Below are 13,490 nucleotides of genomic sequence, written 5' to 3' on the forward strand. Positions count from 1 at the left end.
GAACCATGGCCACTATCCACGTAGACGGCAAAGAGCTCGAAGTCGATGGGGCAGACAACCTGTTACAGGCGTGTCTGTCGCTAGGCCTCGATATCCCTTATTTCTGCTGGCACCCTGCCCTTGGCAGCGTTGGCGCTTGCCGCCAGTGCGCGGTCAAGCAGTACACCGACGAGAACGACACCCGTGGTCGTATCGTCATGTCCTGCATGACCCCTGCCACCGACGGCACCTGGATCTCCATCGAAGATGAAGAGTCCAAGGCCTTCCGCGCCAGTGTTGTTGAATGGCTGATGACCAACCATCCTCACGACTGCCCGGTCTGTGAGGAAGGCGGTCACTGCCACCTGCAAGACATGACGGTAATGACCGGTCACAACGAGCGCCGTTACCGCTTCACCAAGCGTACCCACCAGAACCAGCAACTGGGCCCGTTCATTTCCCACGAGATGAACCGCTGCATCGCTTGCTACCGCTGCGTGCGCTTCTACAAGGACTACGCCGGCGGCACCGACCTCGGCGTATTCGGCGCCCACGACAACGTGTACTTCGGTCGCGTTGAAGACGGCACCCTGGAAAGCGAGTTCTCCGGCAACCTCACCGAGGTCTGCCCGACCGGTGTGTTCACCGACAAGACTCACTCCGAGCGCTACAACCGCAAGTGGGACATGCAGTTCTCGCCGAGCATCTGCCATGGCTGCTCCAGCGGTTGCAACATCTCCCCGGGTGAGCGTTACGGTGAACTGCGTCGTATCGAAAACCGTTTCAACGGTTCGGTAAACCAGTACTTCCTGTGCGACCGTGGCCGTTTCGGCTATGGCTACGTCAACCGCGAAGACCGCCCGCGTCAGCCATTGCTGGCCAACGGCGCCAAGCTGAGCCTCGACGAAGCACTGGATAAAGCCGCCGACCTGCTGCGCGGTCGCAACATCGTCGGTATCGGTTCGCCACGTGCCAGCCTCGAAAGCAACTACGCGTTGCGCGAACTGGTCGGTGCCGAGCACTTCTACTCCGGTATCGAAGCGTCCGAACTGGAACGCATCCGTCTGGTCCTGCAGGTGTTGAAAGACAGCCCGCTGCCTGTACCAAACATGCGCGACATCGAAGACCACGACGCCGTGTTCGTCCTCGGTGAAGACCTGACCCAGACCGCTGCGCGTATGGCCTTGTCCCTGCGTCAATCGGTCAAAGGCAAAGCTGAAGACATGGCCGACGCCATGCGCGTCCAGCCTTGGCTCGACGCCGCGGTGAAGAACATCGGCCAGCACGCGCTGAACCCGCTGTTCATTGCCAGCCTGGCTGAAACCAAGCTCGACGATATCGCCGAAGAGTGCGTTCACGCCGCTCCAGACGACCTGGCGCGCATCGGTTTCGCCGTGGCTCACGCCCTCGATGCCAGCGCTCCTGCCGTAGAAGGCCTGGACGCCGAGGCCCTCGAGCTGGCCAAGCGCATTGCCGACGCCCTGCTCGCGGCCAAGCGCCCGCTGATCATCGCCGGTACTTCCCTGGGCTCAAAAGCCTTGATCGAAGCCGCCGCGAACATCGCCAAGGCCCTGAAGCTGCGCGAGAAGAACGGTTCCATCAGCCTGATCGTGCCAGAGGCCAACAGCCTCGGCCTGGCCATGCTCGGTGGCGAATCGGTCGACGCCGCGCTGCAAGCCGTGATCGATGGTAAGGCTGACGCCATCGTCGTACTGGAAAACGATCTGTACACCCGTACCGACAAAGCCCGTGTCGATGCTGCCTTGAGCGCCGCAAAAGTGCTGATCGTCGCTGACCATCAGAAGACTGCCACCAGCGATCGCGCGCACCTGGTCCTGCCAGCCGCCAGCTTCGCTGAAGGCGACGGTACGCTGGTCAGCCAGGAAGGTCGCGCCCAACGCTTCTTCCAGGTCTTCGATCCGAAGTACATGGATGCGAGCATCCTGGTTCACGAAGGCTGGCGCTGGCTGCATGCCCTGCGCGCCACCCTGCTGAACCAGCCGATCGACTGGACCCAACTGGACCACGTCACCGCTGCTGTTGCTTCGAGCACGCCGCAACTGGCGCGCATCGTCGATGCCGCACCGTCCGCCGCGTTCCGCATCAAGGGCATGAAGCTGGCCCGCGAACCGCTGCGCTACTCGGGTCGTACCGCCATGCGCGCCGACATCAACGTGCACGAACCGCGTACTCCGCAAGACAACGACACCGCGTTCAACTTCTCGATGGAAGGTTACTCGGGCTCGGTCGAACCGCGTCAGCAAGTGCCATTCGCCTGGTCTCCGGGCTGGAACTCGCCGCAGGCCTGGAACAAGTTCCAGGACGAAGTCGGTGGTCACATCCGCGCTGGCGACCCGGGCACCCGCCTGATCGAAAGCACCGGTGACTCGCTGAACTGGTTCGCCAGCGTTCCGCGCGCGTTCAACCCGGCCCAGGGCACCTGGCAGGTTGTGCCGTTCTTCCACCTGTTCGGCAGCGAAGAGAACTCTTCGAAAGCCGCGCCGGTTCAGGAACGCATCCCGGCCGCTTACGTGGCACTGGCCAAGTCCGAAGCCGACCGTCTGGGCGTCAACGACGGTGCCATGCTGAGCTTGAACGTGGCTGGCCAGACCCTGCGTCTGCCACTGCGCATCAATGAAGAGCTGGGCGCCGGTCTGGTGGCATTGCCTGCGGGCATCGCCGGCATTCCGCCAGCGATCGCAGGCTTTTCCGTTGACAGTCTGCAGGAGGCAGCGCAATGACCTTGTTCACTCCTGAAGTGATCGACATCATCATCGCGGTCCTCAAGGCCGTGGTGATCCTGCTCGCCGTGGTGGTCTGCGGCGCCCTGCTGAGCTGGGTCGAGCGTCGTCTGCTCGCCCTCTGGCAGGACCGTTACGGTCCGAACCGTGTCGGTCCGTTCGGCGCGTTCCAGATCGCCGCCGACATGATCAAGATGTTCTTCAAGGAAGACTGGACGCCTCCATTCGCCGACAAGATGATCTTCACCCTGGCACCGGTAGTGGCCATGAGCGCCCTGCTGATTGCCTTCGCGATCATCCCGATCACCCCGACCTGGGGCGTGGCGGATATCAACATCGGCATCCTGTTCTTCTTCGCCATGGCCGGTCTGTCGGTCTACGCGGTGTTGTTCGCCGGCTGGTCGAGTAACAACAAGTTCGCCCTGTTGGGCAGCTTGCGGGCCTCGGCACAGACCGTGTCGTACGAAGTGTTCATGGGCCTGTCGCTGATGGGCATCGTGATCCAGGTCGGCTCGTTTAACATGCGGGACATAGTTGAATACCAGGCGCAGAACCTGTGGTTCATCATTCCGCAGATCTTCGGTTTCCTGACCTTCTTCATCGCTGGCGTGGCCGTGACTCACCGTCACCCGTTCGACCAGCCGGAAGCGGAGCAGGAACTGGCCGACGGTTACCACATTGAATACGCCGGCATGAAATGGGGCATGTTCTTCGTTGGCGAGTACATCGGCATCGTGTTGATTTCGGCGCTGCTGGTGACCTTGTTCTTCGGTGGCTGGCACGGTCCGTTCGGCATACTGCCGCAGATCCCGTTCATCTGGTTCGCACTGAAAACCGCGTTCTTCATCATGATGTTCATCCTGCTGCGCGCTTCGATTCCGCGCCCACGGTATGACCAGGTGATGGATTTCAGCTGGAAGTTCTGCCTGCCGCTGACCCTCGTCAACATGCTGGTGACCGCTGCGATCGTGTTGCTCAACACGCCCGCCGTCGCGGCTCAGTGAGGATAGAGAATCATGAAGTACATATTTGACATCGTGCATGGCTTCTACACCCAGCTTCGCAGCCTGGTGATGATTTTTGGCCACGCCTTCCGCAAGCGCGACACGCTGCAGTACCCGGAAGAACCGGTCTACCTGCCGCCGCGCTACCGTGGACGTATCGTCCTGACCCGCGACCCCGACGGCGAAGAGCGTTGTGTAGCCTGCAACCTGTGTGCCGTGGCGTGCCCGGTCGGTTGCATCTCGCTGCAGAAAGCCGAAACAGAAGACGGTCGTTGGTACCCGGAGTTCTTCCGCATCAACTTCTCGCGCTGCATTTTCTGCGGCCTCTGCGAGGAAGCCTGCCCGACCACCGCGATCCAGCTCACGCCGGATTTCGAAATGGCCGAGTTCAAACGTCAGGACCTGGTTTACGAGAAAGAAGATCTGCTGATCTCCGGCCCCGGCAAAAACCCTGATTACAACTTCTATCGTGTTGCAGGTATGGCGATTGCCGGTAAGCCCAAGGGCTCCGCGCAGAATGAAGCCGAACCGATCAACGTGAAGAGCTTGCTGCCTTAAGGAAGAAAGATGGAATTCGCTTTCTATTTCGCATCGGGTATCGCTGTGGTGTCCACGCTTCGCGTGATCACCAACACTAACCCTGTGCACGCCCTGCTCTACCTGATCATTTCGCTGATCGCCGTGGCGATGACGTTCTTCGCCCTTGGCGCGCCGTTCGCCGGTGTCCTGGAAGTGATCGCCTACGCTGGCGCCATCATGGTGCTGTTCGTGTTCGTGGTGATGATGCTGAATCTGGGGCCCGCCTCGGTTCAGCAAGAGCGCGTCTGGCTCAAGCCCGGCATCTGGCTCGGCCCGGTCATCCTCGGCGCCCTGTTGCTGGGTGAACTGCTGTACGTGCTGTTCGCCCACCAGACCGGCGAAGCCGTCGGCCACACCACCGTAGACGCCAAGGCCGTGGGCATCAGCCTGTTCGGTCCTTACCTGCTGGTGGTAGAACTCGCCTCGATGCTGCTGCTCGCCGCAGCCGTCACGGCGTTCCACTTGGGCCGCAACGAAGCCAAGGAGCAATGACGATGCCTGCTATCCCTATGGAGCATGGTCTGGCGGTCGCCGGCATCCTGTTCTGCCTCGGTCTGGTCGGCCTGATGGTCCGCCGCAACATTCTCTTCGTGCTGATGAGCCTGGAGGTCATGATGAATGCCTCCGCGTTGGCGTTCATCGTCGCCGGTAGCCGCTGGGCGCAGCCGGATGGACAGATCATGTTCATCCTGGTGATCAGCCTGGCAGCCGCCGAGGCCAGTATTGGCCTGGCGATCCTGTTGCAGCTGTACCGCCGCTTCCACACTCTCGATATCGACGCTGCCAGCGAGATGCGCGGATGAATCTTCTCTATCTGACTTTCGTATTCCCTCTCATTGGTTTCCTGCTGTTGTCGTTCTCCCGTGGACGCCTCTCGGAAAACCTCTCGGCGCTGATCGGCGTCGGTTCCGTCGGCCTGTCTGCCATCGTCACTGCTTATGTGATCTGGCAGTTCAACGTCGCACCACCTGAAGGCGGCCACTACACCCAGGTGTTGTGGCAGTGGATGGCGGTGGAAGGCTTCACGCCGAACTTCGCGCTGTACCTGGATGGTCTGTCCCTGACCATGCTGGGTGTGGTGGTTGGCGTGGGTTTCCTGATCCACCTGTTCGCGTCCTGGTACATGCGCGGTGAAGCCGGTTACTCGCGCTTCTTCGCCTACACCAACCTGTTCATCGCCAGCATGCTGTTCCTGGTGCTGGGCGATAACCTGCTGTTCCTGTACTTCGGTTGGGAAGGCGTGGGCCTGTGCTCGTACCTGTTGATCGGTTTCTACTACAGCAACCGCAACAACGGTAACGCCGCGCTCAAAGCCTTCATCGTGACCCGTATCGGTGACGTGTTCATGGCCATCGGCCTGTTCATTCTGTTTGCCCAGCTGGGCACGCTGAATGTCCAGGAACTGCTGGTGCTGGCACCGCAGAAATTCCAGGCTGGCGACTTCTGGATGGTCATGGCCACCCTGATGCTGCTGGGCGGCGCTGTCGGTAAATCCGCGCAACTGCCGCTGCAAACCTGGCTGGCGGATGCGATGGCCGGTCCTACTCCGGTTTCGGCACTGATCCACGCCGCAACCATGGTGACCGCCGGTGTCTACCTGATCGCCCGTACCCACGGCCTGTTCACCCTGGCGCCGGAAATCCTGCATCTTGTAGGCATCGTCGGTGGCGTGACTCTGGTTCTGGCCGGTTTTGCCGCCCTGGTGCAGACCGACATCAAGCGTATCCTCGCCTACTCGACCATGAGCCAGATCGGCTACATGTTCCTGGCCCTGGGCGTTGGTGCCTGGGATGGCGCGATCTTCCACCTGATGACCCACGCCTTCTTCAAGGCCCTGCTGTTCCTTGCCTCCGGTGCGGTGATCGTTGCCTGCCACCACGAGCAGAACATCTTCAAGATGGGCGGCCTGTGGAAGAAACTGCCACTGGCCTACGCCAGCTTCATCGTCGGCGGCGCGGCCCTGGCGGCCCTGCCACTGGTGACTGCAGGCTTCTACTCCAAGGACGAAATCCTCTGGGAAGCGTTTGCCAGCGGTAACGAAGGTCTGCTGTATGCAGGTCTGGTCGGTGCGTTCATGACTTCGCTGTACACCTTCCGCCTGATCTTCATCGCGTTCCACGGTGAAGCGAAGACCGAAGCCCACGCCGGTCACGGCGTTGCCCACTGGTTGCCGCTGTCGGTGCTGATCGTACTGTCGACGTTCGTCGGCGCGATGATCGTTCCGCCACTGCACGGCGTACTGCCGCAAAGCGTCGGTCATGCCGGCGGCGAAGCCAAGCACAGCCTGGAAATCGCTTCGGGCGCCATCGCCCTGGCCGGTATCCTGCTGGCCGCGCTGCTGTTCCTCGGCAAGCGTCGCTTCGTCACCGCCATCGCCAACAGCGGCATCGGCCGTTTCCTGTCGGCCTGGTGGTTCGCTGCCTGGGGCTTCGACTGGATCTACGACAAACTGTTCGTCAAGCCTTACCTGGCGATCAGCCACATCCTGCGCAAAGACCCGCTCGACCAGACCATCGGTCTGATCCCGCGCATGGCCAAGGGCGGTCACACCGCCCTGAGCCGTACCGAGACCGGTCAACTGCGTTGGTATGCCGCCTCGATGGCTGCTGGTGCCGTGCTGGTAATCGGCGCCGTCGTGCTGGTAGCGGTCTGATATGAACCTTGCGAACTTGCGAAAGGAATTGAGCCCGTCATGATTCTGCCTTGGCTAATCCTGATCCCCTTCATCGGCGGCCTGCTGTGCTGGATGGGTGAGCGCTTCGGCGCCACCCTCCCCCGCTGGATTGCGCTGATTACCATGTCCCTGTTGCTCGGCCTCGGCCTCTGGCTGTGGGCCATCGGTGACTATTCATTTGCCCCGGCGCCTGGCGCCGATCCGAAGTGGGTGCTTGAGTTCAAGCACATCTGGATCCAGCGTTTCGGCATCAGCGTGCACCTGGCCCTCGACGGCCTGTCGCTGTTGATGATCATGCTGACCGGTCTGCTGGGTGTCCTCTCGGTACTCTGCTCGTGGAAAGAGATTCAACGTCATGTTGGCTTCTTCCACCTGAACCTGATGTGGATCCTGGGCGGTGTCGTCGGCGTGTTCCTCGCCCTCGACCTGTTCATGTTCTTCTTCTTCTGGGAAATGATGCTGGTGCCGATGTACTTCCTCATCGCGCTCTGGGGTCACAGTTCTTCGGACGGCAAGAAAACCCGGATCTACGCGGCGACCAAGTTCTTCATCTTCACTCAGGCTTCCGGCCTGATCATGCTGGTGGCGATCCTGGGCCTGGTACTGGTCAACTTCAACGACACCGGCGTGATCACCTTCAACTACGCCGACCTGTTGAAGACCAAGATGTCGACGACCACCGAGTACATCCTGATGCTCGGCTTCTTCATCGCCTTCGCGGTCAAGCTGCCCGTCGTACCGTTCCACTCCTGGTTGCCTGACGCTCACGCCCAGGCACCGACCGCGGGTTCCGTGGACCTGGCCGGTATCTTGCTGAAAACCGCTGCCTACGGCCTGCTGCGTTTCGCCTTGCCGCTGTTCCCGAATGCCTCGGCCGAGTTCGCGCCGTTCGCCATGACCCTGGGTCTGATCGGGATCTTCTACGGTGCGTTCCTGGCGTTCGCGCAAACCGACATCAAGCGTCTGATTGCCTTCTCGTCCGTTTCCCACATGGGCTTCGTACTGATCGGCATCTACTCCGGCAGCCAACTGGCGCTGCAGGGCGCGGTGATGCAGATGCTCGCGCACGGCCTGTCGGCGGCGGCACTCTTTATCCTGAGTGGCCAGCTGTACGAGCGCACCCACACTCGCGACATGCGTGAAATGGGTGGCCTGTGGTCGAAGATCGCTTACCTGCCGGCTCTGAGCCTGTTCTTTGCAGCAGCGTCCCTGGGCCTGCCGGGTACCGGTAACTTCGTCGGTGAGTTCCTGATCCTGATCGGCACCTTCCCGATCGCTCCATGGGTCACCATCATCGCGACGTCCGGCCTGGTATTCGGTTCGGTCTACTCGCTGATCATGATCCATCGTGCCTACTTCGGCCCGGCCAAGTCGGACGCGGTGCTGCATGGCATGGACGGTCGCGAAATGATCATGGTGGTCGGTCTGGCAGCGCTGCTGATCTACATCGGCGTCTACCCGCAACCGTTCCTCGATACCTCTGCCGCTACGATGCATGGCGTGCAGCAATGGCTCGGCACCGCCTTCACTCAACTCGCTTCGGCCCGGTAAGAGCGCTATGGAATTCACACTTCAACACTTTATTGCGCTTGGGCCACTGTTGATCACCAGCGCCACGATCATCGTGGTGATGCTGGCGATCGCCTGGCGGCGCAACCACTCCCAGACCTTCCTGCTGTCGGTGGCGGGTCTGAACCTGGCACTGCTGTCGATCCTGCCGGCTTTGAAAGTCGCGCCTCTGGCGGTGACTCCACTGCTGCAGATCGACACCTTTGCCTGCCTGTACATGGCGCTGATCCTGGTCGCCACCCTCGCCTGTGTGACCCTCGCCCACGCCTACCTCGGCGATGGCGGTTCGGGTTACCCGGGCAACCGTGAAGAACTGTACCTGCTGATCCTGATGGCCGCCGCCGGTGGCCTGGTACTGGTCAGCGCGCAGCACCTGGCCGGCTTGTTCATCGGTCTGGAACTGCTCTCGGTGCCGGTCTACGGTCTGGTGGCTTATGCCTTCTTCAACAAGCGCTCGCTGGAAGCCGGTATCAAGTACATGGTGCTGTCGGCTGCCGGTTCCGCGTTCCTGTTGTTCGGTATGGCCCTGCTCTACGCCGACTCCGGCTCCCTGAGCTTCGTCGGCATCGGCCAGGCCCTGGCGGCCACCGGCCTGCCTAGCTCCCTGGCGCAACTGGGCCTGGGCATGATGCTGATCGGCCTGGCATTCAAGCTGTCGCTGGTACCGTTCCACCTGTGGACTCCGGACGTGTACGAAGGTGCTCCGGCACCGGTGGCAGCCTTCCTGGCCACCGCTTCGAAAGTGGCTGTATTCGCCGTGATGGTGCGTCTGTTCCAGATCTCGCCAGCGGCGAGCAGCGGTGTACTGAGCGACGTGCTGACCATCATCGCCATCGCGTCGATCCTGTTCGGCAACCTGCTGGCGCTGACCCAGAGCAACCTCAAGCGTCTGCTGGGTTACTCGTCCATCGCCCACTTCGGTTACCTGCTGATCGCCCTGGTGGCGAGCAAGGGTCTGGCCGTGGAAGCCATCGGCGTGTACCTGGTCACCTACGTGATCACCAGCCTCGGCGCCTTCGGCGTGATCACCCTGATGTCCTCGCCGTACAACGGCCGTGACGCAGACGCCCTGTACGAATACCGCGGCCTGTTCTGGCGCCGTCCGTACCTGACCGCCGTACTGACCGTGATGATGCTGTCCCTGGCCGGCATCCCGCTGACCGCGGGCTTCATCGGCAAGTTCTACATCATCGCCACCGGTGTCCAGTCGCAACAATGGTGGCTGGTCGGCTCCCTGGTACTGGGCAGCGCCATCGGCGTGTTCTACTACCTGCGCGTCATGGTCACCCTGTACCTGATCGAACCGAACCTGCGTCGCCACGATGCCCAGCTGCACTGGGAACAACGCGCAGGCGGCGTGATGCTGCTGGCCATCGCGGTACTGGCGTTCTTCCTCGGTCTGTATCCGCAGCCGCTGCTGAACCTGGTTCAGCAATCGGGCCTGGCGGGTTGATCGCTTAAGCGTTCTCGGTAGAAAACAGAAACGGCACCTTCGGGTGCCGTTTTTGCGTTTGTGGGATTTGTTACCGCTGTCCTGCCCTCCTTCTGTAATCCCCGAATGCTCTCACTGGATTGGTCGACTCGTCCTACAGGTGTTTTTACGACCGGGGTCTACCGTTAAAAACGGGAACGAAAAGGTTGGCCTCGATGCCTTGACCAATTCGATTAAAGGGACAAAACTATACGTAGGTAGCGTACAGAACATGGATGCTCTATTTGTCGAGTTACGTATGTTTCAGAAACATCGAGACGATTACCTGGATGACGATCTGTTTCGCAGCTTTCAGTTGGAATTGCTGAAGAATCCCGAAGCTGGCGATCTCATTGAGGGCACCGGTGGGCTGCGCAAAATTCGCTTCTGCGACCAACGACGAAGTAAAGGCAAGCGCAGTGGCTTACGGGTGATTTATTACTGGTGGTCAGGCTTCAATCAATTCTGGCTCTTCACCGTGTATGGCAAAGACGAGAAAGACGAGCTATCGCCCTCCCAGAAAAAGCTTTTCAGACAAACGCTGGATAGAGAAATCAAAACGAGATCCCACTATGAAACGTGACATTTTTGCCGAACTGATGGATGGCCTCGAAGCCCTGTCTGATGAGCGCCAAGGTAAGATCACGCTGCGAACCCACAAGGTTCAACTGCCAGAACTGATGCCCATCACTGCCGAGGAAGTGGTCGCCATCCGCCATCAGCTCAACCTCTCCCAGTCGGTGTTTGCGATGTATCTTCGCACCAACACCCGAACCCTGGAAAACTGGGAACAGGGACGGGCAACGCCCAATGCCCAGGCCACGACCCTTATCCGCCTGGTCGAGCGCTTTCCGCAGACGATCGAACATCTCGCAGCCCTGACCTGAATTCAGAGCGAGCCGCTAGAGGGCTTTGACGCCTTGGCAACTGAGCGTCTAAGTGCTGCTAAACCCTGTAACCGACGTATAGGAACAATGAACGCCAAACTGGTCCTTCCCGAAGACTTCGACGCGCCGCTACCTGATGACATGCTTGATGACTTCGAAGGCACTCAAATTTGAGACTTCCGATCCTACTGTTAAACGTTTGTTCGGCTGATGAAATTTGATGACTGGGATGGCCCCTTCGCGAGCAGGCTCGCTCCCACAGGGGATCTTTTGTGGACACACAAATCGCGAACACCGCCGATCAAATGTGGGAGTGAGCCTGCTCGCGATAGCGGTGGCACAGACACAAGCAAAAACGGCACCTTCCGGTGCCGTTCGCCTTTCACACTTCAACGCTTTACTTGCGCGCCGCCTCCCACGACTTCAGCAGTTCGGAGTAGCTCACGGTTTCACCCTGCGGCTTCTCGTTCGCCAGTTTCGGTTTCGGTGCGCCCGGCTGATCGAACCAGTATTGCGCATCGCGCTCCGGGTTCATTTTCGGGGCGCAGGTGGCTTGGGCTTTCGAGCGCTCCAGACGCGACATGATCGCGTCCTGATCCTTGGCCAGGCCATCAAGCGCCTGTTGCGGGGTTTTCTCGCCGCTGGCGGCTTCGGCGATGTGGCTCCACCACAACTGCGCCAAACGTGGATAATCCGGCACGTTGGTCCCGGTCGGGGTCCATTGCACGCGGGCCGGGCTGCGGTAGAACTCCACCAGGCCACCGAGCTTGGGTGCCAGGTCGGTCATGGCTTGCGAGTTGATGTCCGACTCGCGGATCGGGGTCAGGCCGACGATGGTTTTCTTCAGCGAGACGGTTTTCGAGGTCACGAACTGCGCGTACAGCCAGGCCGCGAGTTTTTGCTTCTCGGGCGTGGACTTCATGAACGTCCAGGAACCCACGTCCTGATAGCCCAGTTTCATGCCCTCTTCCCAGTACGGCCCCCGCGGCGACGGCGCCATGCGCCATTTCGGCGTGCCATCGGCGTTCATCACCGCCAGGCCCGGTTTGGTCATGTCGGCAGTGAAGGCGGTGTACCAGAAGATCTGTTGGGCGATACTGCCCTGGGATGGCACCGGCCCGGATTCGGAGAAGGTCATGCCCGCCGCTTCCGGTGGCGCGTACTTCTTCAGCCAGTCCACGTACTTGGTGGTGGCGAACACCGCCGCCGGGCCGTTGGTGTCGCCGCCGCGGGTCACGCTGGAACCGACCGGGTGACAATCCTCGACCCGGATGCCCCACTCGTCCACCGGCAAACCGTTGGGCAGGCCCTTGTCGCCGCCACCGGCCATGGAGAACCAGGCATCGGTGAAGCGCCAGCCCAGGGAAGGGTCTTTCTTGCCGTAGTCCATGTGCCCGTAGACGCGCTTGCCGTCGATTTCCTTGACGTCTTCACTGAAGAATTTGGCGATGTCTTCATAGGCCGACCAGTTCACCGGTACACCCAGCTCGTAGCCGTACTTTTCCTTGAACTTGGCTTTGAGGTCCGCGCGTTCGAACCAGTCGGCGCGGAACCAGTACAGGTTGGCGAACTGCTGGTCAGGCAATTGATAGATCTTGCCGTCCGGCGCGGTGGTGAAGGAGATGCCGATGAAATCCTTGATATCGAGGGTCGGCGAGGTGAAGTTCTTGCCCTCATTGGCCATCAGGTCGGTGATCGATTCGGTCTTGCCGTAACGCAAGTGCGTACCAATCAGGTCCGAGTCGTTGACCCAGCCGTCATAGATGTTCTTGTCCGATTGCATCTGTGTCTGCAGCTTTTCCACCACGTCGCCTTCCTGCAGCAGGTCGTGGGTCAGCTTGATCCCGGTGATCTCGGTGAAGGCCTTGGCCAGGACCTTGGACTCGTATTCGTGGGTGGCGATGGTTTCCGACACCACTTTGATACTCATCCCGCGAAACGGCTCCGCCGCCTTGATGAACCACTTCAACTCTTCGAGTTGCTGATCGGCCGTCAGGGTCGACGGCTTGAATTCACTGCCGATCCATTTCTTCGCGGCGTCTTCATAGGCATCGGCCCAGGCCGAAGCGCTCAAACCGCTGAGTGCCAGCATGGCTGCCAATGAAATGCTATGTCGCAGCTTATTGTTTTTGTCGAACATAAGACCTCCTTATTGAATTTGGGAGCAGGCTCTGTACGAGAGCTGCCTGCGCGTCGATCATGCTGCGTTAAAAACAGGCTCGGTATGCTCATTGACTGACGTCAACTCCGCTACCTCGCCTGTTTTTGCCTTGCCTGATCGCCGCTCGGCGAGCTCTCGTACAGACCCTAACCCCAGCGCATCACAGCCAACAGCCACACCAGGGACAACGCGAAGGCGACCCAGATGCTCCAGTCGGTCACGCCGATTACCAGCAAATGCAGGTAGGCGCTGCCGAGAAGACCGATGAACAACCGATCGCCACGGGTGGTGGCAATCGGCAAAAAGCCTCGCTTGAGAATACTCGGCGAACGCAACTCCCAGGTCGTCATGCCCACCAGGATCAAGGCAATGACAATGAAGAACGCCGCCGTGGGGACGGTCCAACTCATCCATTCCATCATCAG

12 protein-coding genes are annotated in these 13,490 nt (G+C 60.3%); 10 read left to right on the forward strand and 2 right to left on the reverse strand.

From position 1 onward, the window contains the following. Positions 1-5 precede the first annotated feature (5 nt). The 10 genes from nuoG to ACA054_RS21545 all read left to right on the forward strand — a co-directional run bounded on the left by nuoG (position 6) and on the right by ACA054_RS21545 (position 10,904). Entirely contained in the window at positions 6-2,720 is a 2,715-nt protein-coding gene (gene nuoG, locus ACA054_RS21500; protein WP_497686064.1) for an NADH-quinone oxidoreductase subunit NuoG, read from the forward strand. Continuing rightward, the gene (nuoH, locus tag ACA054_RS21505) at positions 2,717-3,724 is read left to right on the forward strand and encodes an NADH-quinone oxidoreductase subunit NuoH (protein ID WP_497686065.1); all 1,008 of its coding nucleotides are present in this window, start codon (positions 2,717-2,719) and stop codon (positions 3,722-3,724) included. Before nuoG ends, nuoH begins: the two co-directional genes overlap by 4 nt. 12 nt (positions 3,725-3,736) lie before the next feature. Further along, entirely contained in the window at positions 3,737-4,282 is a 546-nt protein-coding gene (gene nuoI, locus ACA054_RS21510; RefSeq protein WP_497635648.1) for an NADH-quinone oxidoreductase subunit NuoI, read from the forward strand. Positions 4,283-4,291: 9 nt separating this feature from the next. Next, positions 4,292-4,795: an NADH-quinone oxidoreductase subunit J gene (nuoJ, locus tag ACA054_RS21515; protein ID WP_497686066.1), complete on the forward strand. Its 504-nt coding sequence runs from the start codon at positions 4,292-4,294 to the stop codon at positions 4,793-4,795. 2 nt (positions 4,796-4,797) lie between these two features. Further along, entirely contained in the window at positions 4,798-5,106 is a 309-nt protein-coding gene (nuoK, locus tag ACA054_RS21520; protein WP_007946416.1) for an NADH-quinone oxidoreductase subunit NuoK, read from the forward strand. Next, positions 5,103-6,956, forward strand: a complete 1,854-nt coding sequence (gene nuoL, locus ACA054_RS21525) for an NADH-quinone oxidoreductase subunit L (RefSeq protein ID WP_497686067.1) — start codon at positions 5,103-5,105, stop codon at positions 6,954-6,956. The genes nuoK and nuoL overlap by 4 nt, the downstream gene beginning before the upstream one ends. Positions 6,957-6,995: 39 nt before the next feature. Further along, positions 6,996-8,528, forward strand: coding sequence for an NADH-quinone oxidoreductase subunit M (gene nuoM / locus ACA054_RS21530; protein WP_497686068.1), 1,533 nt, complete (start codon positions 6,996-6,998; stop codon positions 8,526-8,528). A gap of 7 nt (positions 8,529-8,535) precedes the next feature. Further along, on the forward strand, positions 8,536-9,999 hold the full coding sequence (gene nuoN, locus ACA054_RS21535) for an NADH-quinone oxidoreductase subunit NuoN (RefSeq protein WP_008061979.1): 1,464 nt from the start codon (positions 8,536-8,538) through the stop codon (positions 9,997-9,999). Between the two features lie 250 nt (positions 10,000-10,249). After that, entirely contained in the window at positions 10,250-10,600 is a 351-nt protein-coding gene (locus ACA054_RS21540) for a toxin (RefSeq protein WP_497686069.1), read from the forward strand. Further along, positions 10,590-10,904, forward strand: a complete 315-nt coding sequence (locus tag ACA054_RS21545) for a helix-turn-helix domain-containing protein (protein WP_497686070.1) — start codon at positions 10,590-10,592, stop codon at positions 10,902-10,904. The genes ACA054_RS21540 and ACA054_RS21545 overlap by 11 nt, the downstream gene beginning before the upstream one ends. Positions 10,905-11,301: 397 nt before the next feature. On the opposite strand, the gene ACA054_RS21550 is transcribed toward ACA054_RS21545, so the two are convergent. Both ACA054_RS21550 and ACA054_RS21555 read right to left on the reverse strand, forming a co-directional pair. Then, entirely contained in the window at positions 11,302-13,044 is a 1,743-nt protein-coding gene (locus tag ACA054_RS21550) for an ABC transporter substrate-binding protein (protein ID WP_497686071.1), read from the reverse strand. A gap of 167 nt (positions 13,045-13,211) precedes the next feature. Continuing rightward, positions 13,212-13,484: a DUF2160 domain-containing protein gene (locus tag ACA054_RS21555; RefSeq protein ID WP_497686072.1), complete on the reverse strand. Its 273-nt coding sequence runs from the start codon at positions 13,482-13,484 to the stop codon at positions 13,212-13,214. Between the last annotated feature and the right edge of the window lie 6 nt (positions 13,485-13,490).

This window comes from Pseudomonas sp. LBUM1653, assembly GCF_059716115.1.